The 24,844-nt window shown below is 53.5% G+C and carries 25 protein-coding genes and 1 other annotated feature; of the genes, 12 read left to right on the plus strand and 13 right to left on the minus strand.

Going from position 1 to position 24,844, the window contains the following annotated elements; all coding sequences use genetic code 11:
• Positions 1 to 13 precede the first annotated feature (13 nt).
• Positions 14 to 1,033, plus strand: a complete 1,020-nt coding sequence (locus tag O1723_RS09580; protein WP_023337386.1) for an NADP-dependent oxidoreductase — start codon at positions 14 to 16, stop codon at positions 1,031 to 1,033.
• 256 nt (positions 1,034 to 1,289) lie between these two features.
• Here the strand turns inward: O1723_RS09580 and O1723_RS09585 are convergent, their stop codons facing one another.
• Both O1723_RS09585 and O1723_RS09590 read right to left on the minus strand, forming a co-directional pair.
• Positions 1,290 to 2,057 (minus strand): alpha/beta fold hydrolase, encoded by a 768-nt coding sequence (locus O1723_RS09585; RefSeq protein ID WP_014884109.1) that lies wholly within the window; start codon positions 2,055 to 2,057, stop codon positions 1,290 to 1,292.
• A 76-nt stretch (positions 2,058 to 2,133) separates the two neighbouring features.
• On the minus strand, positions 2,134 to 2,955 hold the full coding sequence (locus O1723_RS09590; protein ID WP_248191200.1) for an alpha/beta fold hydrolase: 822 nt from the start codon (positions 2,953 to 2,955) through the stop codon (positions 2,134 to 2,136).
• 140 nt (positions 2,956 to 3,095) lie between these two features.
• Between O1723_RS09590 and O1723_RS09595 the strand changes: the two genes are divergently transcribed.
• Positions 3,096 to 3,575 carry a MarR family winged helix-turn-helix transcriptional regulator gene (locus tag O1723_RS09595; RefSeq protein WP_014884107.1) on the plus strand — a complete coding sequence of 160 codons (480 nt, stop codon included), beginning with the start codon at positions 3,096 to 3,098 and terminating at the stop codon, positions 3,573 to 3,575.
• 129 nt (positions 3,576 to 3,704) lie between these two features.
• Positions 3,705 to 4,364, plus strand: a complete 660-nt coding sequence (locus O1723_RS09600) for a DsbA family protein (RefSeq protein ID WP_014884106.1) — start codon at positions 3,705 to 3,707, stop codon at positions 4,362 to 4,364.
• A gap of 63 nt (positions 4,365 to 4,427) precedes the next feature.
• Here the strand turns inward: O1723_RS09600 and O1723_RS09605 are convergent, their stop codons facing one another.
• Positions 4,428 to 5,033: a hypothetical protein gene (locus O1723_RS09605; protein WP_032629007.1), complete on the minus strand. Its 606-nt coding sequence runs from the start codon at positions 5,031 to 5,033 to the stop codon at positions 4,428 to 4,430.
• A 491-nt stretch (positions 5,034 to 5,524) separates the two neighbouring features.
• Between O1723_RS09605 and cspE the strand changes: the two genes are divergently transcribed.
• Entirely contained in the window at positions 5,525 to 5,737 is a 213-nt protein-coding gene (cspE, locus tag O1723_RS09610) for a transcription antiterminator/RNA stability regulator CspE (RefSeq protein WP_014884103.1), read from the plus strand.
• 155 nt (positions 5,738 to 5,892) lie between these two features.
• Here the strand turns inward: cspE and O1723_RS09615 are convergent, their stop codons facing one another.
• The 7 genes from O1723_RS09615 to trpL all read right to left on the minus strand — a co-directional run bounded on the left by O1723_RS09615 (position 5,893) and on the right by trpL (position 14,089).
• Positions 5,893 to 7,149, minus strand: coding sequence for a mechanosensitive ion channel family protein (locus O1723_RS09615; protein ID WP_014884102.1), 1,257 nt, complete (start codon positions 7,147 to 7,149; stop codon positions 5,893 to 5,895).
• A gap of 266 nt (positions 7,150 to 7,415) precedes the next feature.
• Positions 7,416 to 8,225: a tryptophan synthase subunit alpha gene (gene trpA, locus O1723_RS09620; protein ID WP_248191198.1), complete on the minus strand. Its 810-nt coding sequence runs from the start codon at positions 8,223 to 8,225 to the stop codon at positions 7,416 to 7,418.
• Positions 8,225 to 9,418, minus strand: a complete 1,194-nt coding sequence (gene trpB, locus O1723_RS09625) for a tryptophan synthase subunit beta (protein ID WP_014884100.1) — start codon at positions 9,416 to 9,418, stop codon at positions 8,225 to 8,227. Before trpB ends, trpA begins: the two co-directional genes overlap by 1 nt.
• Positions 9,419 to 9,428: 10 nt before the next feature.
• Complete coding sequence (gene trpCF / locus O1723_RS09630; RefSeq protein ID WP_023337383.1) at positions 9,429 to 10,787, minus strand: bifunctional indole-3-glycerol-phosphate synthase TrpC/phosphoribosylanthranilate isomerase TrpF; 1,359 nt, start codon at positions 10,785 to 10,787, stop codon at positions 9,429 to 9,431.
• Positions 10,788 to 10,790: 3 nt separating this feature from the next.
• Complete coding sequence (trpD, locus tag O1723_RS09635; protein ID WP_023330556.1) at positions 10,791 to 12,386, minus strand: bifunctional anthranilate synthase glutamate amidotransferase component TrpG/anthranilate phosphoribosyltransferase TrpD; 1,596 nt, start codon at positions 12,384 to 12,386, stop codon at positions 10,791 to 10,793.
• On the minus strand, positions 12,386 to 13,948 hold the full coding sequence (locus O1723_RS09640; protein WP_023330555.1) for an anthranilate synthase component 1: 1,563 nt from the start codon (positions 13,946 to 13,948) through the stop codon (positions 12,386 to 12,388). The genes trpD and O1723_RS09640 overlap by 1 nt, the downstream gene beginning before the upstream one ends.
• Positions 13,949 to 13,973: 25 nt before the next feature.
• Positions 13,974 to 14,068 (minus strand) — a sequence feature (Trp leader region).
• On the minus strand, positions 14,045 to 14,089 hold the full coding sequence (gene trpL, locus O1723_RS09645; protein ID WP_106993556.1) for a trp operon leader peptide: 45 nt from the start codon (positions 14,087 to 14,089) through the stop codon (positions 14,045 to 14,047). It overlaps the preceding feature by 24 nt.
• Positions 14,090 to 14,228: 139 nt before the next feature.
• Between trpL and rnm the strand changes: the two genes are divergently transcribed.
• The 3 genes from rnm to rluB all read left to right on the plus strand — a co-directional run bounded on the left by rnm (position 14,229) and on the right by rluB (position 16,702).
• A complete protein-coding gene (gene rnm / locus O1723_RS09650; RefSeq protein ID WP_032645259.1) occupies positions 14,229 to 15,110 on the plus strand; it encodes an RNase RNM in 882 nt (293 codons plus the stop codon).
• Positions 15,107 to 15,727, plus strand: coding sequence for an L-threonylcarbamoyladenylate synthase (locus tag O1723_RS09655; RefSeq protein ID WP_003856793.1), 621 nt, complete (start codon positions 15,107 to 15,109; stop codon positions 15,725 to 15,727). The genes rnm and O1723_RS09655 overlap by 4 nt, the downstream gene beginning before the upstream one ends.
• Before the next feature lie 96 nt (positions 15,728 to 15,823).
• Complete coding sequence (gene rluB, locus O1723_RS09660) at positions 15,824 to 16,702, plus strand: 23S rRNA pseudouridine(2605) synthase RluB (RefSeq protein WP_014884095.1); 879 nt, start codon at positions 15,824 to 15,826, stop codon at positions 16,700 to 16,702.
• Between the two features lie 35 nt (positions 16,703 to 16,737).
• On the opposite strand, the gene cobO is transcribed toward rluB, so the two are convergent.
• Positions 16,738 to 17,328 carry a cob(I)yrinic acid a,c-diamide adenosyltransferase gene (gene cobO, locus O1723_RS09665; RefSeq protein ID WP_023337380.1) on the minus strand — a complete coding sequence of 197 codons (591 nt, stop codon included), beginning with the start codon at positions 17,326 to 17,328 and terminating at the stop codon, positions 16,738 to 16,740.
• Positions 17,325 to 18,086, minus strand: coding sequence for a YciK family oxidoreductase (locus O1723_RS09670; protein ID WP_014884093.1), 762 nt, complete (start codon positions 18,084 to 18,086; stop codon positions 17,325 to 17,327). Before O1723_RS09670 ends, cobO begins: the two co-directional genes overlap by 4 nt.
• A 251-nt stretch (positions 18,087 to 18,337) precedes the next feature.
• Here O1723_RS09670 and sohB point away from each other — a divergent pair, with 251 nt between their 5' ends.
• On the plus strand, positions 18,338 to 19,384 hold the full coding sequence (gene sohB / locus O1723_RS09675; RefSeq protein WP_479983873.1) for a protease SohB: 1,047 nt from the start codon (positions 18,338 to 18,340) through the stop codon (positions 19,382 to 19,384).
• 34 nt (positions 19,385 to 19,418) lie between these two features.
• Here sohB and O1723_RS09680 read toward each other — a convergent pair whose 3' ends face one another.
• Positions 19,419 to 19,670, minus strand: coding sequence for a YciN family protein (locus O1723_RS09680; protein ID WP_003856804.1), 252 nt, complete (start codon positions 19,668 to 19,670; stop codon positions 19,419 to 19,421).
• A 399-nt stretch (positions 19,671 to 20,069) separates the two neighbouring features.
• Here O1723_RS09680 and topA point away from each other — a divergent pair, with 399 nt between their 5' ends.
• From topA to ymiC, 4 genes are all read left to right on the plus strand, one after another.
• Positions 20,070 to 22,667, plus strand: a complete 2,598-nt coding sequence (gene topA, locus O1723_RS09685) for a type I DNA topoisomerase (RefSeq protein ID WP_023330550.1) — start codon at positions 20,070 to 20,072, stop codon at positions 22,665 to 22,667.
• A gap of 187 nt (positions 22,668 to 22,854) precedes the next feature.
• Positions 22,855 to 23,829 carry an HTH-type transcriptional regulator CysB gene (gene cysB / locus O1723_RS09690; RefSeq protein WP_006175683.1) on the plus strand — a complete coding sequence of 325 codons (975 nt, stop codon included), beginning with the start codon at positions 22,855 to 22,857 and terminating at the stop codon, positions 23,827 to 23,829.
• 338 nt (positions 23,830 to 24,167) lie between these two features.
• Positions 24,168 to 24,308 (plus strand): YmiA family putative membrane protein, encoded by a 141-nt coding sequence (locus O1723_RS09695; protein WP_213391151.1) that lies wholly within the window; start codon positions 24,168 to 24,170, stop codon positions 24,306 to 24,308.
• A gap of 311 nt (positions 24,309 to 24,619) precedes the next feature.
• Positions 24,620 to 24,718, plus strand: a complete 99-nt coding sequence (gene ymiC / locus O1723_RS09700) for a small membrane protein YmiC (protein ID WP_014884088.1) — start codon at positions 24,620 to 24,622, stop codon at positions 24,716 to 24,718.
• Positions 24,719 to 24,844 lie beyond the last annotated feature (126 nt).

Genomic DNA, 24,844 nt, shown 5'->3' on the forward strand with positions numbered 1-24,844 from the left:
GAGTAAAAGACAAATGAATAAGAAGACGATGAAAGCGTTTACGTTTAAACGCTATGGTAAATCCCCGGGACTGGGGATCGATGACGTCGATTTTCCGTCCCCCGGTGATGATGAAATTCTGGTCAAAGTGTATGCAGTAGGTCTGAACCCAATCGATAACATGATCCCGACCGGCATGTTCAAACGCGTTCTGCATTTCAGTCTCCCCGCGACCTTGGGCAGTGATGTGTCCGGCGTTGTCGTTGCCACAGGACGTCGCGTAACGCGATTCAAGGCAGGCGACGAGATTTTCGCCAGTATTTTTGACAGGGGAACGGGGTCGCTGGCCGAATTTGTCCGGGTGCCAGAAAGCCTTGCGGCGTTAAAACCCGCCAGTCTGGATTTCGTACAGGCCGCGTCACTTCCTATGGTCAGTCTCACCTCCTGGCAAGCGCTGACAGAACGCGCGATGCTGCGAGCGGGGCAGAAAGTATTTATCCCTGCCGGATCCGGTGGAATCGGCAGTTTTGCTATTCAGCTGGCGAAACACTTTGGCGCAACGGTTGGGACGACCACCAGCGCAGCCAACATTGACTGGGTGAGCCGCCTTGGTGCAGATGACGTCGTTGACTATAGAAAGCAGGAATTCGAAAAAGTGCTGAGCGGCTACGATATTGTCCTCGGTACTATCAGAGGTGACGCGATTGAGAAATCCACGCAAATCCTTAAGCCGGGAGGGAAAATTATTTCCCTGATCGGGCCGTTAGATGCTGCTTTCGCGCGGGAACGACACCTTAATGTTTTCCTGCGTTTCGTATTAGGGCTGATGAGCCGCAAAATCATGCGGCTGACAAAAAAGCGAGGTTTGACCTATTCGTTTCTCTTTGTTCGCCCTGATGGCAGCCAGCTCAGCCAAATCGGTGAACTCATGGACGCTGAACTCATCAAGCCCGTAATCGACAAGGTTTACCCCTTTGCCGAAACGAGCGACGCCTTCACCTATCTGGCTCGCGGGCATGCAAAGGGGAAAGTCGTCGTTAAAGTTCATGGGTGATAGCTACGAAGGCTTGAGCGCCGTTGCAGCGGCGGACCGCAGATAATGGTGATGCGCTGAGTGGAACCCTGCGCATTGCCGCCCCCTATGCTGCCGGACCTTGTTACTGAAGGCGTGGATATTTCGCTACGTTTTGGTGAGTCGGGGGAAGGATGAACCCAATATACGTTGTACTTTGCGCGGGATTAAAACCTGGGCATTACGGATATGGCCACCCCTCAGGCGAGGGGTGGCTTTCGGGGCGGGAGAGTGATGTTTACTTCGCCGCTTCCTCGATAAGTGTGGCGACATCCTGTGGATGTGAAACCATCACGACATGGGATGCGCCTTTAATCACAACGGTGTGTTTTGATCCCGCGCGTTCAGCCATGAATCGCAAACCCTGGGCGGGGATATTCTTGTCGCCGTCACCGTAAATGAAGTAAGAGGGCAGTTTTTTCCAGGCTGGCACACCCGATTTTTCAGTTAAAGCCGCTTCGGTAATCGGTCTTTGCCCTGCGGCCATCAGCGCCGCCTCTTCAGCTGAAACGTCATGCGCGAATTGCTGGTGGAACTTCGCCCGAACGATGGAGAGATCGACGCTACCATCAGCTAGCTTCACCGGTGTGGCAAGCGCCTGGCCAAGCGTGCCGCCAGGGAATTTCCCTGCCAGGTCGGCCGCGGCTTCACCCGCGTCCGGAGCAAATGCGGCGACATAAACCAGCGATTTGACATTGTTTGTATCACGGGCCGCGTTCGTAATAACCTGGCCACCATAGGAATGCCCGACAAGGACGACCGGCCCCTTAATGTTGTTCACCACAGAAGAGACGTAAGCCGCATCACCCGAAACACTGCGCAGCGGATTCGCGGCAGCAACGACATTGTATCCATCCTTTTGCAGGATCCGGGTAACGCCATTCCAGCTAGAAGAGTCGGCAAAGGCACCATGAACCAGGACAACGGTCGGCTTAGCGGTTTCGGCGATTGCGCTGGCAGACAGCAGAACGGCGGCAACGGCAAGGGAGGCAGCAAATTTGGACATGATCATTCCTCTTTTCAATACAGTTTAAAGGGTATGCGTAGGGGGGATTGTGGCCTGTCTGAAACAGGCCACCTGGTTAGCCGCGAATAAAGGCCAGTACGTCAGCGTTAAAGCGATCGGCCTCTGTCTCCGCCAGTCCATGTGAACCGCCGGCATATATCGTCAGCGTCGCATTCGCAACGATCTCAGCGGCGCGGTGTGCGGATGCCTTAATGGGGACAATCTGGTCATCGTCGCCATGAATAATCAGCGTAGGGCGATCAATCTGCTGCAGGTCGCGTGTGTAATCGACTTCAGAGAACTCATGGATGCAGTCATATTGCCCTTTAATGCCGCCCTGCAGGCCAATTCTGCGGAAGTTTTCCCGTAACCCGTCATTGGTGGGGACATGGTCACGGTTAAAGCCATAGAACGGAATTGTCAGGTCAAAGTAAAACTGTGAGCGGTTTTTGGCCGTGCCTTCGCGGATAGCATCAAACACCTCAATCGAAGTACCGTCTGGATTGGCATCCGTCCGGAGCATAAGAGGAGGGACTGCGCCGACCAGAACGACTTTAGCCACGCGTGAGGTACCATGACGGCCGATATAATGTGCAACTTCGCCGCCCCCTGTGGAGTGACCCACTAAAATCAGATCCTTCAGATCCAGCGACTCAATCAGCTCAGCGAGATCGTCCGCATACTGATCCATATTGTTGCCGTGGAAAGTCTGGTCTGAACGCCCATGGCTGCGACGGTCATGCGCGATGACCCGGAAACCATTCTGGCTGAAAAACAGCATTTGCTGGTCCCAGGCATCAAACGATAACGGCCATCCGTGAGCGAAGAGGATAGGCTGACCTGAACCCCAGTCTTTGTAAAAAATGCCTGTTCCGTCTTTGGTGATGAAAGTTGTCATTTTGTACTCCTGTTATGTGTTGCGTTATTTGTTTGTGTGCGATTTGTTTGTGTGCAAATGAATATGGCAGCCCTTTTTGCCTTTGTCAATCGCTTGCAATTAAATCGTATGCAAATTATTTTAAGGGGACTGGAGGACATATGACTAAACACACTAATTCCGAGGATTCCCTGCCAGATGTGCACGGTATGCTCTGTTTCTCTCTTTACTCTGCGGGACATGCTTTTACTCAGCTCTATCGTCCCATGCTTGATAAGCTTGGCCTGACCTATCCCCAGTATCTGGTGATGGTTACCTTGTGGAATCAGGATGGGCGAACAGTGAAGGAACTGAGTGGAATTCTTTTTCTTGAGTCCAGCACGTTGACCCCTTTACTGAAGCGGCTGGAGACTGCGGGGTTGATCACCCGGACACGTAATCCGAAGGATGAGCGCGAAGTGCTTATCCACCTGACGGAGAAGGGGGAGGCGCTGAAAAGCGAGACCAGCACTATCACGCGCTGTATTGTGGATACCCTGGGGATGGACGCCGACATCATTGCTGACATCAAAGCATCAGTCGATAAGATCCGTGACAAGATCCACCGCGCGCAGAAACCGGACGCCAATGACCTGGCCTGATGGGGTCATTCGGGCAGAGACATACTGTCCATTCGTACGCTCTATGAAACACTGAATTTACTGGAGGGCTGTTTTTCGCATTGAGGAATCTCATTATGATGAGGGCTAATGATTCCCAGGGGATACCACATGCGCATTGACAATCTACAGTATTTTTTTGACCCACTTTGCGGCTGGTGTTATGCCAGCTCGCCCGCCCTGAATTATCTGGCACAACATTACATCGAAAAACTCACGTTAATGCCCAGCGGTCTTTTTTGTGATGAGGGGGCCCGGCACATCACCGCCCAATGGGCAGAATATGCGTGGACAAACGATCGGCGTATCGCTTCGCTGACCGGTCAGCCATTCAGTGAGAGCTATCACCAGCTCCTGAACTCAGGTGCACGCTTTGATTCGACGTTTATGAACCGGGCACTTACGGCTTTTCATGAAATCAGCCCGGCGGCAGAGGCAGGGCTGCTTCGTGCACTGCAACATGCCCGCTATGTACTGGGGCGTGATACCGCGCAAAGTGATGTGGTGGAAGAGATCGGTATCGCCTGGGCTCGGGAAAATAACGTTGACCTCAACCCTAATGACTTTGCCGGCCGGCTTGATGCCGATAACGCGCTTCGCAGCCTGACGGACGACAGGATCGCTGACGTAAAGCGTCTTATGAATCAAAAAGGTTTCAGGGGGGTTCCGCTGCTGTTGGTTACGGTTGACAGCACTGAGCACATTATCAGCGGCCACGATCTCTACGGTGGAGCAAAAAGCATCGGCGAGGCGCTGGCAAAGCTTGCGTAGCCAAAACGAGGCTTCCGGTTTTACACACCGGAGCTTCGTTTATCACCTGTTCGAATGCCCGAATCATTTCTGGCGGGAGAGGGAACGGAAAGAGCAGTAGTACCCTGCAGATGCGATAAGGCAGAGCATATACCCGAATGATTCGCTGCCTTCCTCCACGACATTCTTGACCACCCTGACGTAGCTTTGATCGAGTATCGCGTACCATAATTCGTGCATTCCAAACAGCCGGGAGAAAACCAGGACTGCCAGCAGACCACTGAGCATCATGCCGTACCACGGGGTACGGGTATAGTGGGTCAGTTGCGTAAGAGTAAGTCGGAAATGGATAACGGGATAAAGCAAAGCGCAAATGGCGGAAAGTAGTGCAAACCACACCCAACTTCCATGAGCCAGAAGATCAAAAAATGCATCCAGTTCGCGAATCAGCATGGAGAGGAAAAAGCCACCGATCAGGATGTTGCAATAGCGCATGAATTCCCATTTCTTCGCCAGGAGGAAGTGAATAAATACGATGCTCACTAAAACCGATTCCTGCACAATTTCGGTCAGCGATATCTCCGGTATATCCAGATTAAATAAAGAGATATCCGCCCACAGACAAAGTACGGGCAAGGAGCAGGCTGCTGACGCGAAAAGAAAGAAGAAAAAGCTTTTGAGCACAGACATTAACACCACCACTTTCATTCAAAACACCTATGATAAGTGGCTTCGAACGAAAATCTATTTCACTTTGTGCGCTATAGGCATGAATTTTAAGCATATTGAGCTACTTAGCGAGGGTGCGTTCACTCTGTGCCGATAAGATCCCCCCTTTCATGGAGCTCTCCGTCACTAAAGAGGCAATATGCTTTGGCTATCACAGGATGCGAATACATGGCCCCAGCGGCTTTAGTTTTCATAGCCATTCAGCCGTCCGGGTGTTTAAGCGGTTATAATAAAAAATAAAAACTTTGCTTAAAAAAATTTTCTGTGCCTAAATAGCGTCATCGGTTTGGAATACAGACCTTATAAAAGCAGTTTAGTAAAGCAGTCCTCAGTTCAGGTGTTATCAATAGATACTCTTCTTCGTGAGCCTCCTCCTAAGTGCCAAATAAGTTACTCTCTAAATACAGGCCATCATCGCCGCGCTTAGTGGCTCAAAAAATAAGGAATTATCTATGTCTAATAAAATGACTGGTTTAGTAAAATGGTTTAACGCTGATAAAGGTTTTGGCTTTATCACGCCTGACGACGGCAGCAAAGATGTATTCGTACATTTCTCTGCTATTCAGAGCGACAGCTTCAAATCGCTTGATGAAGGCCAGAAAGTGTCCTTCACCATTGAAAATGGCGCTAAAGGCCCGGCAGCGGGTAATGTTTCTCCGCTGTAAGTCGCGCCTGTTATCAATGACCCTTACGATAGCGATGAAGACGCGAGTCTGAGCAGTTAAGCTTCACTGATAACAAAAAAACCCGCCGAGTGCGGGTTTTTTTATGGCTCCAGGAAAATTGTTATTCTGTTTTGCCGACCTGTTTTCAGAGACAATTATCCTTCACCCGGAGGCGGGATGCGGTCCCGAAGGCTGTATTCCTGTGATAAACGCCAGAAATCATGACCAGCCGGATGCTGATATAAGCGGAGCGAGAATTGACCGGCGACAGCGGTGATGTATTCAAATATCGCTGACTGGGTATTTTCATACTCCATCCACAGTACGGATGAGGTAAAACAATAAATTTCCAGGGGAATACCCGACGGCGTAGGCTTTAGCGTTCGCACGACAATATACATTTCTTTGATAATATCAGGCCGATCGGCGAGCCATGCCATCAGGTAGTGCCGAAAAAGCGTTAAATTTGTCAGGCCATTATCCATAAACCAACTGTCCGGTACGCCCATGGGATCACGCCCGTCGATGAGCTTTGCCAGCGGTTCATTCGTGCCGCGCAGGGCCAGCATCGGGGCCAGCGTTTCCTGAGTGAGGAATTTAACGGAGTGCTGATCGATAGTGGTGCTGCGCATAATCCGGCGCGCCCCTGACGAAAACATGGCCTGCCAGTTGGTATACGTTTCGGTCAGGAAGTTTTTGGTCGGGATACGCGAGATTGTGTTATCCCAGTTACGGATGGTAATGGTGTGCAGCGCTATGTCGGTCACTTCGCCACTCAGGTTCTTATCGGGCATTTCAATCCAGTCCCCCAACTGCAGGACATCATTTGACGAAAGCTGGATATTGGCCACGAGCGAAAGCAGGGTGTGCTGAAAGACTAACATCAGTACGGCTGCTACGGCCCCGAGGCTGGAAATAATGATCGCGGGGGATTTATTCGACATGACGGCAAGGATCATGATCGCAGCGATGATGTGGATAAATATTTTCCCTATCTGAATATAGCCTTTGATAGAGTGATTTTTACGCTTCGTCTTGCGTAAATAAGAGCTGTTGACAATATCCAGCATCTCATTGAAGAAAACCGACAGAAAAATAAAGAATAAAATCCCACAGATGGTATTTATTGCCGTCACCAGCGATGCCGGCATATTGGGCATAAACTGCAGGACGTAATAAACGATAATAACCGGAATGAAATTCGACAGCTTCTCGGCAATACGACGATCTTTTTCCAGAGGGACATCCTGTTTATGGCTGGAAAAGAAGACCTTACGAACGATTTTTATGAGCAGGAATTTGCACATCAGGTGCGCAAAGAAACCAGAGATGACCAGCAGAATAAGATTAAATCCAATGGCCAGAGCCGGATTGCTTTCTATGAATGTTAATAAATAATCCAAGTACACCACCGCTTATCGCCTGAATCGTATGCCATTTTGTATTAACCTCATTCAGGAGATAAATACAAAGATTTAACCAAATCATATAATGGCATATCCGGCACAGGCAAGTCCACGACCTGAATCGTAAGCCGCACCGAGCTATTTTGTTGCGGTCAGTAACTTTATTTTCAAATTCGTTCCAGGCGATAAAAGCAGGCGAATGTGCGTGGCAGTGCCCGGAATGGCGGCGCTAAAGAAACACCGTCTGGCGGCGAAGCCAGACGGTGGAGAGGTTACGCTTTGCGCGTTGCCGCTTTCATTGCGCTGACAAAGGTTTTCAGCTCAGCCAGCATTTGCTCTGGCTTGTCCACGTTCTTCTCAATGATTTTAACGATAGCGGAGCCTGAGATTGCACCGGCTGCGTTAGCGTCAATCGCCGCGGTGATCTGGTCGGGAGATGAAATCCCAAAGCCCTGCAGTGGAGGCGCAGCATGGTACTCAGCCAGCTTTTCGACCAGATGATGCAGAGGCAGCGCCGCTTTGTTCTCCGCGCCGGTTACACCCGCACGGGAGAGCAGGTAGGTATACCCGCGACCATAGGAGGCAATCTGGCGCAGCAGTTCATCATCGGCGTTTGGCGGGCAGATGAAGATAGGTGCCACGTTATGGCGCATCGCCGCCTGACGGAACGGCGCAGACTCTTCTACCGGTACGTCTGCCACCAGAACGGAGTCGACACCCACGCGCGCGCACTCGGCGTAAAACTCATCAATACCACGGTTAAACACCAGGTTGGCGTACATCAGCAGGCCAATCGGGATCGTCGGATGCTTCTGGCGGATCGCCGCCAGCATCTCGAAGCACTGAGTGGGCGTCACGCCTGCGGCAAACGCGCGCAGGGTGGCGTTCTGGATGGTCGGGCCATCCGCCAGCGGGTCAGAGAACGGAATACCCAACTCCAGCGCGTCGGCACCCGCTTCAATCAGGGCGTCGATAATCTTCAGCGACTGCTTCGGACCAGGGTCGCCCAGCGTAACGAAGGGAACGAACGCGCCTTCCTGGCGGGATTTCAGTTCGGCAAATGCATTATCGTAGCGTTCCATCAGATTTCCCCTCGTGCTTTCAGAATATCGTGAACGGTGAAGATGTCTTTGTCACCGCGACCGGACAGGTTAACGACCAGCAGTTGCTCTTTTTCCGGGTTCTCTTTCATCATTTTCAGCGCGTGCGCCAGGGCGTGGGAAGACTCCAGCGCCGGGATAATCCCTTCGCTGCGGCACAGCGTTTTGAAGGCTTCCAGCGCTTCGTCATCGGTAATAGAAACGTAATCCGCGCGACCCGTGCTGTTCAGATACGCATGCTGGGGTCCAACTGACGGAAAATCCAGGCCCGCAGAGATAGAGTAGGACTCTTCAATCTGGCCTTCCTCGGTTTGCATCATCGGCGATTTCATACCGAAGTAGATCCCCACGCGGCCATGCTTCAACGGTGCGCCATGTTCACCCGATTCAATGCCGTGACCGGCAGGCTCGACGCCAATCAAACCCACGCGGGTGTCGTCGATGAAATCAGCAAACATGCCGATGGCGTTAGACCCGCCGCCGACGCAGGCGATCACCGCATCCGGCAGACGACCTTCTTTTTCAAGGATTTGCGCTTTGGTCTCTTCACCGATCATGCGCTGGAATTCGCGCACGATGGTCGGGAACGGGTGCGGACCCGCCGCGGTACCGAGCATGTAGTGCGCGGTTTCGTAGCTGCCAGACCAGTCGCGCAGCGCTTCGTTACAGGCATCTTTCAGCGTCGCGGAGCCGCTGTGCACTGGGATCACTTCCGCCCCCATCAGGCGCATACGGAACACGTTCGGAGACTGACGCTCAACGTCTTTCGCACCCATGTAAATGCGACATTTCAGGCCGAGCAGGGCGCTGGCGAGCGCAGAGGCTACGCCGTGCTGGCCTGCACCGGTTTCAGCAATAATTTCGGTTTTCCCCATACGCTTCGCGAGCAGCGCCTGGCCGAGAACCTGGTTAGTTTTATGTGCGCCACCGTGCAGCAGATCCTCACGCTTGAGATACAACGTCGTGTTTGTGCCTTCGGTCAGGTTGCGACATTTCGTCAGCGCTGTCGGACGGCCCGCATAGTTTTTCAGCAGGTCGGTAAATTCCGCCTGAAATGCCGGATCTTTCTGCGCACTGACGAACGCCTCTTCCAGCTGGCGCAGGGCGGGCATCAGGATTTGCGGGACGTACATCCCGCCGAACTCACCAAAATACGGGTTAAGTAATGTCGTCATCTTCTCTTCCTTAATATGCACGCAGAGTGTTAAAAACCGAGGCCAGTTTGCTGGCATCTTTAATACCCGGTTGTGACTCTACGCCTGAATTGAAATCGAGGCCTGCGCAGCCCGCTTTGGCGGCTTCCACGCAGTTATCCGGGCTTAATCCACCCGCCAGCAGGACGTTGTCCAGCTTTTCGCCATTTAGCAGTGACCAGTCAAAACGCTGACCCGTACCGCCCTGGCCGTTGTCGAGCACATATTTATCAACATGATTCAGGTTACGTGCGGGCAGGGTGGTACCCACGCTTTGTGCTTTCCAGATCTGCACCTGAGGGGCGAGGTCTGCACGCAGCTTATCGATGTAGGCTTGATCCTCATCGCCATGCAGTTGCACCGCACTCAGGGATAACGTTTCGGCTTTTGCCACGACGTCTGCGATATCCGCATTACGGAACACGCCCACATAGCTAAGTGGCGCTGCTGCGATCACATTGCGCGCCTGTTCCTCACTGACGGCACGAGGCGAGGCGTCAACAAAGATTAGGCCGCCGTAAATGGCCCCCGCGTCATACGCGGCCAGGGCATCCTGTTCGCGAGTTAAGCCACACACTTTGTTTTCACCGAGCAGGACGCGACGTACCGCGGCGTTAAGGTCGTCATGTTCCATCATGGCGGAACCAATCAGGAAACCGTTGGCGAAGTGGCTCAGCTCGCGCACCTGAGCGTAGCTGTTAATGCCGGATTCGCTGATTACCGTGACGCCAGAACCCAGACGCGGCGCAAGCTGGCGCGTACGGTTCAGGTCAATCGACAGGTCGCGAAGATCGCGGTTGTTAATGCCGACCACTTTGGCTTCCAGCGCGATGGCGCGATCCAGTTCTTCTTCATTACTTACTTCGGTCAGCACGCCCATGTTCAGACTGTGCGCTACGGCAGACAGCTGGCGATACTGCTCGTCGTCGAGTACCGAGAGCATTAGCAGGCAGGCGTCAGCCTGGTAAAAACGCGCAAGCCAGATCTGATACGGGTCGATAATAAAGTCTTTGCACAGGATCGGCTGCGGCGCGATGCCGCTGACGATGGGCAGAAAATCGAAGCTGCCCTGGAAATATTTCTCATCCGTCAGCACGGAGATGGCGGACGCATGATGCTTATAAATACCGGCGATACGCGCCGGGTCGAAATCGTCACGAATAACGCCTTTTGACGGAGAGGCCTTTTTGCACTCCAGAATAAAGGCGGTGCGTGCGCCCTGCAGGGCGTCATAGAAACGACGGCTGCTGGGAACAACATCATTCTGGAAACTGGCAAGCGGCTGCTCTGCTTTGCGGGCTTCCACCCAGATGGCCTTATCGGCAACGATTTTCGCTAAAACGGTCTGCATTCTTTACCCTCTTGCCGCAAGTGCGGTAACGCGATCGTAAGCTGCACCGGAGTGCAGTACATCCAGAACTTTTTGGGCGTTAGCCTTCAGGTCTTCCTCACCGTGCAAACGCATCAGCATGGCGACGTTGGCTGCCACGGCGGCCTCATGCGCGGCCTCACCTTTACCTTGTAGTAAGCGCGTCAGAATGTCACGGTTTTCTTCCGGCGTGCCGCCCGCCAGCGCGTCCTGATGATAGGGTGTTAAGCCGAAATCAGACGCCTCCAGCTGATAGCTAAGCACTTCGCCGTTGTTCAGCTCGGCCACAAGCGTCGGTGCGTGGAGAGAAACTTCATCCATACCGCCGCTGTGTACCACGGCGGCACGCTGGTAACCCAGGACGCGTAGCGTCTCGGCAATCGGCAGGACCAGTTCAGGGCTGTATACGCCAATCAATGCCAGCGGCGGATGGGCCGGGTTAATCAGCGGACCGAGCACGTTAAAGAGCGTGCGGGTTTTAAGCTGCTGGCGCACCGGCATCGCATGGCGGAAACCGGTGTGGTACTTCGGCGCGAACAGGAAGCAGACGCCCAGGTCATCCAGCGCTTCTCGGGAACGTTCGGCATTCATGTCGAGGTTAATACCGAACGCGGCCAGCAGATCGGAGGAGCCAGACCGACTGGAAACGCTGCGATTACCGTGTTTCGCCACCTTCATCCCGCATGCCGCCGCCACAAAGGCGCTGGCAGTCGAAATATTGATACTGTTGCTGCCGTCACCACCGGTACCGACGATATCGGCAAACGGATAGTCCGGGCGCGGGAACGGGGCGGCATTTTCCAGCAGGGCCGTGGCGGCACCGGCGATCTCCTGCGGGCTTTCGCCGCGCACTTTCATGCTCACCAGCGCTGCGGCCAGCTGTTCAGGCTTCAGCTCGCCGCGCACTACGGCGGAGAAGAGCTGGTGGCTCTCCTGCTGGCTAAGGGTCTGCGCCTGGTACAGTTTCTCCAGAATCGGTTGCAGGGTATTGGTCTGCTCCAGCTTCTGTAGCGCCCAGTCGAGGGTCTGCTCCAGCAGACGGGCACCGTGTGACGTCAGGATCGATTCCGGGTGGAACTGCATGCCGCAGACGCGATCCGCATCGTGACGTACCGCCATCACCATCCCTTCAAACGAGGCATTAATCGTCAGCCCGGCGGGAATATTACTCCCGACCAGCGAGTGATAGCGCGCAACCGGAAGTGGATTCGGTAACCCGGCAAACATCGCCTGGCCGTCATGTTCAATGCTGGAGGCTTTACCGTGCAGGATCTCGCCCGCCTGGCCGACATAGCCGCCGTAGGCTTCAACGATCGCCTGGTGACCGAGGCAGATGCCGATAATCGGTAGCTTGCCGCGCATGCGGGTCAGCAGCTCCGGCATACAGCCTGCTTCACTTGGCGCGCCCGGACCCGGGGAGAGCATCAGCACCGGGTTTTGCATGGTCGCCAGACGGTCAATCAGGGTCTGCGCCGGTACGTGGTTGCGGTAAATAACGACGTTATGGCCATTCGCACGCAGCTGATCTGCCAGGTTATAGGTAAAGGAGTCGATATTATCGAGCAGCAGAATGTCAGCCATCAGAAAATCTCCTGTGCATGATGTGCGGTAGCAATGGCGCGCAATACCGCGCGAGCCTTACTGCGGGTTTCGTCAGCTTCAGACTGCGGAACAGAGTCGAGAACAATCCCGGCGCCGGCCTGGACGGTGGCAATTCCGTCTTCAACGTAGGCAGAGCGGATCACGATGCAGGTATCGAGATCGCCGTGGGCGGTGAAGTAACCCACCGCGCCGCCGTAGCTGCCGCGACGACGACCTTCGGCAGCGGCAATCAACTGCATCGCACGCACTTTCGGCGCGCCGCTCAGGGTGCCCATGTTCATGCAGGCCCGGTAGGCGTGCAGCACATCGAGGTCGCTGCGCAGTTCACCCACCACGCGGGAGACCAGATGCATGACGAAGGAATAACGGTCGACTTTGGTCAGATCGGCCACGTAACGGCTACCCGGCGTGCAAATACGCGCAAGGTCGTTACGCGCCAGGTCAACCAGCATCAGATGCTCGGAGAGCTCTTTGTGGTCAGTACGCATTTCCAGTTCGATGCGGCTGTCGAGATCGCGATCCAGTGAACCGTCGGCACGACGGCCGCGGGGGCGGGTGCCTGCAATTGGGTAGATCTCAATCTGGCGGCTGGTAGCGTCGTATTTCAGTGAGCTTTCCGGTGACGCACCAAACAGAGTGAAATCATTGTCCTGCATGAAGAACATGTAAGGGCTCGGATTACTCTTTTTCAGCACATCGTAAGCCGCCAGCGGCGACGGGCAGGGCAGAGAGAAACGACGGGAAGGCACCACCTGGAAAATTTCCCCGGCGCGAATCGCTTTTTGCATCTGGCGAACCACGGCCCCGTACTGATCGTCGGTCTGGTTAACCTCACACGTCATCTGCTCGACGCGCTGTACCGGCAGCGCAGGGGGCGCCTCCGTCATTTGCTGCTGGAGTTGAGCGATGCGATTTTCGAGGCGCTCTTTCTCAGCCGCGGACGGCGTGAACAGGCTGGCCTGGATGCGGGTGTATTTTTTCTGATGGTCGATCACCAGCAGGGTCTCGGCCAGATAGAAGCAGTAATCCGGGCAGCGGTTACCCTGCTCGGTTTCCGGCAAATCTTCAAACCCGGCGACCAGGTCATATGCAAACAGTCCGCCGAAGAACATCGCTTCACGCTCATCTTCCGGCACGGTGACCAGATTTTGCAGCAGGCGGAAAGCGTCGAAAACGGACAGCGAGCAAAGGCGGGCATCTTCGTCCAGCAGCTGGCTTACCGGAGGAAAATGCAGAATTCGCTGGTCCGGGTGACGTTTATTCTCGATGCCCGCAGGCAGGGCAGCATCGAGCAGCGGCAGCAGCGATGCGCCATTGTCAGAAAGCGCCTTGATGGTGACAGTGTCACCTAAAGCGGTAATGCGCAGCGCGCTGTCGACCAGCAACAGGCTTTTAAGATCGTCTTTGCTGTCGATATCTGCAGACTCCAGCAGCAGCGTTGCCGGACGTGCGCCGCACACCTGATGAAACAGCGCGGTCGGGTTGTGGCGATAGGCCGCCTCGCAGGTCAGCAGGTCGAGATGGGGTTTGGCTGTTTGCATGTTGTTGTTCTCATTTATTTTGTTCAAAAAAAAGCCCGCTGGGTAGCGGGCTGGGTATCTGTTTGCATTTCGCAGACGCGTGACACTGCCCGAAAATCAGGAAGTGCGCCACCAACCGTGCAGAGTGAAATGTGCTGTCATTTTCAGATACCTTTCTCGTGTGAACTTGCGTACTAGTTAACTGGTTCAGTGGCGAGTTGTCAACCCTTGATTTCAGAATTTCGCGTTAAGTCGGTATCATGGCGGTTTCGGATGTCTCCAACCTGTTATGGGAAGTGCTTTGAGCGATACCACCTACGCCATTATTTATGATTTACACAGCCATACGCAGGCTTCTGATGGTCTGCTGACACCCGAAGCCCTGGTTCATCGCGCGGTTGAGATGCGCGTCGGCACGCTGGCGATAACCGATCACGATACCACTGATGCCATTCCGGCAGCGCGCGCTGAGATTGCCCGCAGCGGGCTGGCGCTGAATCTGGTCGCCGGGGTTGAGATCTCAACCGTCTGGGAAAACCATGAAATTCATATCGTTGGTCTGAACATCGATATAGAACATCCGGCACTTGTAACGTTTTTGCAAGAACAAAAAACGCGCCGCAACCAGCGAGCGGAGATGATCGGCGAGCGTCTGGAAAAGGCGCATATTCCGGGCGCGCTGGAAGGGGCACAAGCGCTCGCGAACGGTGGGGCAGTCACGCGCGGTCATTTCGCCCGTTTTCTGGTTGAAGCGGGCAAGGCAACGACCATGGCGGATGTTTTTAAAAAGTATCTGGCGCGCGGGAAAACCGGATACGTTCCGCCACAGTGGTGTACAATAAAACAAGCTATTGATGTGATTCATCATTCAGGCGGTAAGGCCGTGCTGGCCCATCCGGGGCGGTATAATCTTTCTGCTAAATGGCTGAAAAGACTGCTGGCATACTTTGCTGAATGCGGTGGCGAGGCGATGGAAGTCGCCCAGTGTCAGCAGGCACCCAATGAGCGTGCGCAGCTTGCGACTTATGCTCGCCAGTTCGGCCTGTCAGGGTCGCAGGGCTCTGATTTCCATCAGCCCTGCGCCTGGATTGAACTGGGGCGCAAGCTTTGGTTACCGGCAGGCGTTGAGCCGGTCTGGCAGCTCTGGGAACAGCCGCAGCAAATTGAAGAGAGGGAAGTATGAGTCAGTTTTTCTATATTCATCCGGATAACCCGCAGCCACGTCTGATCAATCAGGCCGTGGAGATCGTCCGCAAAGGCGGCGTGATTGTTTACCCGACCGATTCTGGCTACGCGCTGGGCTGCAAAATTGAAGACAAAGGGGCGATGGAGCGTATCTGCCGTATTCGCCAGCTTCCGGACGGCCATAACTTTACGCTGATGTGTCGCGATCTCTCTGAGCTGTCGACCTATGCGTATGTTGATAACGTGGCGTTTCGCCTGATTAAAAACAACACGCCGGGTAACTACACCTTCATCCTGAAAGGGACGAAAGAGGTTCCGCGCCGCCTGTTGCAGGAAAAACGGAAAACCATCGGGATGCGCGTGCCCTCCAACCCGATTGCGCAGGCGCTGCTGGAAACCCTCGGCGAACCGATGCTCTCGACTTCGCTGATGCTGCCGGGAAGTGAGTTTACCGAGTCCGACCCGGAAGAGATCAAAGATCGTCTGGAGAAGGTGGTTGAGCTGATTATTCACGGCGGCTATCTTGGTCAGCAACCGACCACCGTGGTCGACTTAACCGAAGATGCGCCAGAAGTGATTCGTGAAGGCGTGGGCGATGTTAAGCCTTTCTTGTAGAGGTGTAAGCAGATATACTACGCGGCCATCAAAGCAGGGCCAGGCCCTCTTTTGACCTGATTCGACGCCTGTGAAGGCGACACCTGAGGAAGCTCAATGAGCGAGAAGTTACAGAAAGTGCTGGCGCGCGCCGGCCACGGTTCGCGCCGTGAAATCGAAGCCATTATTGAAGCGGGCCGCGTGAGTGTGGACGGTAAAATCGCCACGCTGGGTGACCGCGTAGAAATCGTACCGGGGCTTAAGATCCGCATCGACGGTCATCTTATCTCCGTGAAAGAGTCTGCTGAACAGATTTGCCGCGTGCTGGCTTACTATAAGCCGGAAGGCGAGCTGTGTACCCGCAACGACCCGGAAGGTCGCCCGACGGTGTTTGACCGTCTGCCTAAACTGCGAGGTGCGCGCTGGATTGCCGTGGGTCGTCTGGACGTTAACACCTGCGGCCTGCTGCTATTTACCACCGACGGTGAGCTGGCAAACCGTCTGATGCACCCAAGCCGTGAAGTGGAACGTGAATATGCTGTGCGTGTCTTCGGCCAGGTTGATGAAAATAAACTGCGCGACCTGTCGCGTGGCGTTCAGCTGGAAGACGGTCCTGCAGCATTCAAAACCATCAAATTTACCGGTGGTGAAGGGATTAACCAGTGGTACAACGTCACCCTGACAGAGGGGCGCAACCGCGAGGTGCGTCGTCTGTGGGAAGCGGTAGGGGTTCAGGTTAGCCGCCTGATTCGCGTTCGTTACGGCGACATTCTGCTGCCAAAAGGTCTGCCGCGTGGCGGCTATACCGAACTGGATCTGACCCAGACCAACTACCTGCGCGAGCTGGTGGGGCTAACGCCGGAAACCACCTCAAAAGTGGCGGTAGAGAAAGATCGTCGTCGTATGAAGGCGAACCAGATCCGTCGTGCGGTGAAACGCCATAGCCAGGTGAACAGCAGCAACCGTCGCTCTGGCAGCCGGAATAACAACGGTTAATCTAAAAGCCCGGTGAACGCACCGGGCTTTTTTCTTTAGTAATCAATCCCAGGCTGCGCTTTGATACCTGCATCAAATGCATGCTTGACCGGACGCAGCTCGCTGACGGTATCTGCCAGTTCCAGAATATCCCGATGACACCCACGACCCGTGACGATTACCGTCTGATGTGCAGGGCGGTTTTTCAGTGCATCCAGCACGGCATTCAGCGGCAGGTAGTCGTAGGCGACCATATAGGTGATCTCGTCCAGTAGCACCATATTGAGCGTCGGATCGGCCAGCATTCTTTTGGCGTGCTCCCAGACAGCAAGGCAGGCTGCGGTGTCGGTTTCCCGGTTCTGCGTGTCCCACGTAAAACCGGTTGCCATCACCTGAAACTCAACGCCGTGAGGTTCCAGCAAATTGCGCTCCCCATTGGGCCATTCGCCTTTGATAAACTGGATTACGCCCACTTTTTGCCCGTGTCCGACGGCGCGGGTGGCGGTGCCGAACGCGGCGGTGGTTTTGCCTTTGCCGTTGCCGGTAAATACGATGACGATCCCTCGCTCGTCCTGGGCTGACGCAATGCGCGCATCAACCTGTTCTTTCAGACGCTGCTGGCGCTGCTGGTGACGTTCTTCACTCATTGCGAAATCCCCGGTTTACGGCCCGGTTGGGCATCAAAAGTCATTCCGGTTTTGCGACGGCTGTCGTCGCCCATTAGCCAGAGATAGAGTGGCATAATATCGGCCGGGGTTTTCAGCTTCTGCGGATCTTCTGTCGGGAACGCGCTGGCGCGCATTTTGGTGCGTGTTCCGCCCGGATTAATGCAGTTTACGCGCAGATGGCGGCTCTGATATTCCTCCGCCAGCACCTGCATCATACCTTCGGTCGCAAATTTAGAGACAGCATATGCCCCCCAGTTTGCGCGCCCCTCACGGCCTACGCTGGAAGAGGTAAAGACCAGAGAGCCTGACTCGGATTTGAGTAATAAAGGAAGCAAGGCCTGGGTGAGGAAAAAGGTGCCGTTGACGTTAACCTGCATGACCTGCTGCCAGATATCAGGATCCTGCTCATCCATTGGACGAACTTCGCCTAACAACCCGGCGTTATGCAGCACACCGTCCAGACGTGGATAATGGGTGCTGATACGTTGGGCTAATTCCTGACATACCGCTGGCGTACAGGTCAGTAAATCAAGAGTATACCAGGGGGCCGGTATGCCACCTGCCGCTTCAATTTCCTGAGCGACACCTTTGAGTTTTTCTTCGTTGCGACCGATCAGAATAACGCTCGCGCCATATTCAGCATACGTCAGGGCCGCTTCGCGACCAATACCCGCGCTGGCACCGGTGACAAGAATGATCCGGTTCTGCAGCAGGTTTTTTTGCGGTTGATAGTGCACGGTGACTCCTCAGGCGCACGGTGACTCAATGGCGCCTTCATAATGACTTTTCGGCTTTATGCCCGAATTAGCGTGAGAATTCAATCAGTCTACAGGACGTATTACTGTAAAATTAACAATTTGCAAATATTTAAACCGTCGGCCGGGGATTCCTGAAGATGGCTCGCACAGGTAATGTCACGGGCGAGACGCAAAGGCAGGGCTGTTGTACACTGCCGTGAAAGATTCGTGGTTAAATCAAGGTGGAACGCGTGGAATTACTTTCTCAATATGGGTTGTTTTTGGCTAAAATCGCGACGGTGGTGATTGCCATTGCGGTCGTTGCCGTTCTGATTGTCAATCTCACGCAGCGCAAACGTCAGCGTGGGGAGTTACGCATTACCCGTCTGAGCGAGCAGTACAAAGAGATGCAGGAAGACATGTCCCTCTCACTGCTTGATAGCCATCAACAGAAGGCATGGCTGAAGGCCCAGAAGAAAAAGCACAAGCAGGAAGCCAAAGCCGCAAAGGCGAAAGCTAAGCTTGCAACGCCACAGTCTGACGCGAAGCCTCGCGTCTATGTACTCGATTTTAAAGGCAGTATGGATGCGCATGAAGTCGCTTCGCTACGGGAAGATGTGACTGCCGTTCTGGCCGTGGCCACTCCGCAGGATCAAGTGGTGGTGCGTCTTGAAAGCCCAGGCGGCGTTGTGCACGGCTACGGACTGGCCGCTTCTCAGCTACAGCGTCTGCGAGAAAAGCAGATCCTGCTTACCGTGGCGGTAGATAAAGTCGCGGCAAGTGGTGGCTATATGATGGCCTGCGTAGCGGACAAAATTGTTGCGGCACCGTTCTCCATCATTGGCTCTATCGGCGTGGTCGCACAGATCCCAAACTTTAACCGTTTTCTGAAGAATAAAGAGATTGATATCGAACTGCACACGGCGGGTCAGTACAAACGTACCCTGACGCTGCTGGGGGAAAATACGGAAGAAGGGCGCCAAAAATTCCGTGAGGATCTCAACGAAACGCACCACCTGTTTAAAGATTTCGTACACCGTATGCGCCCAACGCTGGATATTGAGCAGGTCGCTACAGGCGAACACTGGTACGGTATTCAGGCGCAGGAAAAAGGGCTGGTAGATGAAGTGGGGACCAGCGACGATCTGCTGCTCAACCTGATGGACGGAAGGGAGCTGATAGGCGTGCGGTTCACCCAGCGTAAGCGCCTGATGGACCGCTTTACCAACAGTGCAGCGGAAAGCGCAGATCGCCTGCTGCTTCGCTGGCTACAGCGCGGACAAAAACCGCTGCTGTAAGCAAAAACGCGAGGCATATGCCTCGCGTTTTGCATTAATCGACCAGGTGATATTTTTCAGAAAGCGTATGCGCCAGGTATTTAAACATATTAAACACAGCGGTGCTTTTTGGGGTAGGTAATCCCTGTTCGTCAAGGAAGTATTCGCCGCTGAAAACCAGCACGCCATTACGCTGCTCTACACCGGTGGCTTCGATGCCCGCCAGGGTATCTTCGTGGTCACGGATAAGCTTATTTGCTTCGATAAGCAGAGAGGCTCGGTCAATAGGTTGGGTCGTATTCTGCATAATCCACTCCTTAAACAGTGACAATAGTCTACGCCGGGGGCGCTTTGGGGGCAAATTTTCCCTGTTTTGTGAGGGGATAAGATACAGGGGGCAGGTTGGCGGGATTTGCTTTTGCATGCTAATAAAGTTGCGTAACGAATTTTATCAGGTAGAGTGTGCGCTTTCGTCATTCTGGCAACAGAATTGCTTGACATTCGACCGGGAACTCGTCACGAATTATACGAGGTGTTAGAAAAATACCCGATAACTCAATCACCTGGGCGTCTTTCCTCAGACACCCGGTAGGACAAAGGGGTTGATATCTCCTGACGCAGCCGCAATATCATTGGCTCGTCGTCAGCGGAAGGGAAATCAACGTGCGGCGTATTCCTGGAAGAATTAAATTAGGTAAAGGTGAATATGGGTAAAGCTCTCGTCATCGTTGAGTCCCCGGCAAAAGCCAAAACGATCAATAAGTATCTGGGTAATGACTACGTGGTTAAGTCCAGCGTGGGTCATATCCGCGATTTGCCGACCAGTGGCTCAGCCAGCAAAAAGAGCGCAGACTCTACCTCCACCAAAGGGGCTAAAAAGCCTAAAAAGGATGAACGTAGCGCGCTTGTCAACCGCATGGGTGTTAACCCATGGCACAACTGGGATGCACAATACGAAGTGCTGCCCGGAAAAGAGAAAGTCGTTAACGAGCTGAAGCAGCTGGCTGAAAAAGCAGACCACATTTATCTCGCAACCGACCTTGACCGCGAAGGGGAAGCCATTGCATGGCACCTGCGGGAAGTGATCGGGGGCGATGACAAACGCTACAGTCGCGTAGTGTTTAACGAAATTACAAAAAATGCGATTCGTCAGGCGTTTGAGAAGCCTGGCGAGCTGAACATCGACCGTGTCAACGCCCAGCAGGCGCGTCGCTTTATGGACCGCGTTGTAGGCTATATGGTCTCTCCACTGCTGTGGAAAAAGATTGCCCGTGGCCTGTCCGCAGGACGTGTGCAATCCGTCGCCGTGCGTCTTGTCGTTGAGCGTGAACGCGAAATTAAAGCCTTCGTGCCGGAAGAATTCTGGGAAATTGACGCCAATGTGACCACGCCGGGCGGTGACGCTCTGCCACTGCAGGTGAGCCATCAGAACGATAAGCCTTTCCGTCCTGAAAACCGTGACCAGACCATGGCTGCCGTCGCGTTGCTGGAAAAAGCACGCTATCAGGTGCTGGAACGTGAAGATAAACCGACCAGCAGTAAACCTGGCGCGCCGTTTATCACGTCTACCCTGCAACAGGCGGCGAGTACGCGCCTTGGCTATGGCGTGAAGAAAACCATGATGATGGCCCAGCGCTTGTATGAAGCGGGTTACATCACCTACATGCGTACTGACTCAACGAATCTGAGCCAGGATGCGGTAAACATGGTACGCGGTTATATCAGTGATAACTTCGGTAAAAAATACCTGCCGGAAAGCGCCAATCAATTCGCCAGCAAAGAGAACTCTCAGGAAGCGCACGAAGCGATTCGTCCTTCTGATGTCTCTGTGTTAGCCGAGTCGCTGAAAGATATGGAAGCCGACGCCCAGAAGCTGTATCAGCTGATCTGGCGTCAGTTTGTCGCCTGTCAGATGACGCCTGCGAAGTATGACTCCACGACGCTGACCGTCGGTGCGGGCGACTTCCGTCTCAAAGCGCGCGGTCGTATCCTGCGTTTCGACGGCTGGACAAAAGTCATGCCTGCGCTGCGTAAAGGTGATGAAGACCGTACGCTGCCAGCGGTGAACAAGGGAGATGAGCTCTCTCTGGTTGATCTCGTTCCTGCTCAGCACTTCACCAAGCCGCCTGCGCGCTTTAGTGAAGCGTCGCTGGTGAAAGAGCTGGAAAAACGCGGTATTGGTCGTCCATCGACCTACGCGTCAATCATCTCGACGATCCAGGATCGCGGCTACGTTCGAGTTGAAAACCGTCGTTTCTATGCGGAAAAAATGGGTGAGATCGTCACCGACCGTCTGGAAGCTAATTTCCGCGAGTTGATGAACTACGATTTCACCGCGCAAATGGAAGACAGCCTCGACGAGGTTGCCAGCCATAAGGCGGAGTGGAAGAAGGTTCTCGACAGCTTCTTCAGCGATTTTACCAACCAGCTTGAAAAAGCGGAGAAAGATCCTGAAGAGGGCGGCATGCTGCCTAACCAGATGGTTCTGACCAGCATCGACTGCCCAACCTGCGGCCGCAAGATGGGTATTCGTACGGCAACCACGGGCGTCTTCCTTGGCTGTTCCGGCTATGCGCTGTCGCCAAAAGAGCGCTGCAAAACCACCATCAACCTGGTGCCGGAGAACGAAGTTCTCAACGTGCTGGAAGGTGAGGATGCGGAAACCAACGCTCTGCGTGCTAAACGCCGCTGCAAAAAATGCGGCACGGCGATGGACAGCTACCTGATCGATCCTAAACGTAAGCTGCACGTCTGCGGTAATAACCCAACGTGTGACGGGTATGAGATTGAGGAAGGTGAATTCCGCATTAAAGGCTATGACGGCCCGATTGTGGAGTGCGAGAAGTGTGGCTCTGAAATGCACCTGAAAATGGGGCGTTTCGGGAAGTACATGGCGTGCACCAACGACGAGTGTAAAAACACGCGCAAAATTCTGCGCAACGGTGAAGTGGCTCCGCCGAAGGAAGATCCGGTTCCGTTGCCAGAGCTGCCGTGTGAAAAATCCGACGCGTACTTCGTGCTGCGTGATGGTGCTGCGGGTGTCTTCCTGGCGGCCAACACCTTCCCGAAATCGCGTGAAACACGTGCGCCGCTGGTTGAAGAACTGCACCGCTTCCGTGACCGTCTGCCAGAAAAACTGCGTTACCTGGCCGATGCGCCACAGCAGGATCCTGAAGGCAATAAGACGGTGGTTCGCTTTAGCCGTAAAACGAAGCAGCAGTACGTGGCGGCAGAGAAAGAGGGCAAAGCGACCGGCTGGTCCGCCTTCTTTGTCGATGGCAAATGGGTTGAAGGCAAGAAATAAGCTTGCCTGACCGTCACTTACCTGTGAAAGGGCCGGACTTCCGGCCCTTTTTTATTACCCTATTATTATTTTTTGTTCCGTACTATACAGTCAGGCTATAAATGATATAGTGGTTATAGTTAACCCATTTCTTATTATCAAATCGTCTTAAGCGATTGACCGCATGCGCTAAATCGGATGGTCTGGCATGAAATTACAGCAGCTTCGTTATATCGTTGAGGTGGTGAATCACAACCTTAATGTCTCTTCTACTGCCGAGGGGCTATATACCTCGCAACCGGGCATCAGCAAGCAGGTTCGCATGCTGGAGGATGAATTAGGTATTCAGATTTTCGCCCGTAGCGGTAAGCACCTTACGCAGGTGACGCCAGCGGGGCAGGAAATTATTCGCATTGCGCGTGAAGTCCTCTCCAAAGTCGATGCGATTAAATCTGTTGCAGGAGAACATACCTGGCCAGATAAAGGCTCGCTGTATATTGCCACCACGCACACCCAGGCGCGCTATGCGTTACCTGGCGTCATTAAGGGCTTTATCGAGCGTTATCCGCGCGTCTCTTTGCATATGCATCAGGGGTCACCGACGCAAATCGCTGAAGCGGTGTCGAAGGGGAATGCCGATTTTGCCATCGCGACGGAAGCGCTCCACCTGTATGACGATCTGGTAATGCTTCCGTGCTATCACTGGAACCGATCGATCGTAGTGACTCCCGATCACCCGCTGGCGGGGAAAGGGTCGGTGACGATTGAAGAGCTGGCGCAATATCCGTTAGTCACCTATACGTTTGGCTTTACCGGACGTTCCGAGCTTGATACCGCCTTTAACCGTGCCGGGTTAACCCCACGCATTGTCTTTACCGCTACCGATGCCGACGTCATCAAGACTTACGTACGGCTTGGTCTGGGCGTGGGCGTTATTGCCAGCATGGCGGTCGACCCGGTGTCAGACCCTGATCTGGTACGTCTTGATGCACACGATATTTTCAGCCACAGCACCACAAAAATTGGCTTCCGTCGCAGTACCTTCCTGCGTAGCTATATGTATGATTTTATTCAGCGCTTTGCCCCGCATTTAACGCGTGACGTGGTGGATACCGCCGTTGCATTACGCTCAAATGAAGATATTGAAGAGATGTTTAAAGACATCAAACTCCCCGCAAAATAATCACACCCGGTATCTTTCCCTAACGGAAAGATACCGAAATACCGCCTTAAAGCTAAATTAGAATTATCATCATCTGCGCTCTCCCTGCCATATATTGTCATTATCCTTTTATTTTGTATGGTTTTAATGTCGTGAATTGGCGACAAAAATAGAAACTAATTAACGGCTATGCAAATTTTTCTTTTCAAATATTTATTTGTGGTCAAAAGAATGAATATTTCATACCTCCGGATGCGTAAATTCACTGGCTTTTCGGCTAAAGTTTCTTTAGGATTTATCTCAACAGATGATTAATTGTACCAATTGTTTGGTCCTAAATGATAAGCGATATCGATTGTATGAGGTTAGCAATGCCTTCAGGAAGTGAAGAACCGCAAAGGGATCCTGCGCTCAAGCGTAAAGCCTGGCTGGCGGTCTTTCTCGTCTCCGCCCTGTTCTGGCTGATGGTTGCTCTCCTGGCCTGGAAATATTGGGGTTGAATATGGCAGTGACGGTACGTACAGAAACGGTAAAACAGATGTGTCAGCGTCATGACACTGTCCACAAAGGACGTAAGGCTCCTGCGACAGTTGTGCCTGCATCCTGGAAACTGACGCCGCAGCAGCAAGCCTTTATTGATGTGTTCGCGGAAGACGAACCCAAAAAACAATAATTTAGTTTTTTGCGTAATGATGCATTGGGTCTGAATAACGACTATGCACCTTTGTACTCTTTAATAAATACACATCAGCAATATCGCACTGAGGACCTGCCTCGGAATGTTTAATAAATAATGCCTGGTGTCCCTATGATGAATAACATGACGTCTCACAAATACTGGTCATGGATTGGCGTGTTTACCCTGTCGATCCTGTTCTGGAGTCAGCTCATCTGGCTGGCCATCCGCTAAATGATAAAACCTCGCTGCGGCGGGGTTTTTTGTTTTGACGTCCTCTGGACCATTCCTAAATTTATCAATTCGGGTTGTTATCAAAACGTTACGACATCTTTGTGTTATCTTTAATTACGGCCCTGA

Source organism: Enterobacter cloacae complex sp. HYC080_NIDB (genome assembly GCF_056673325.1).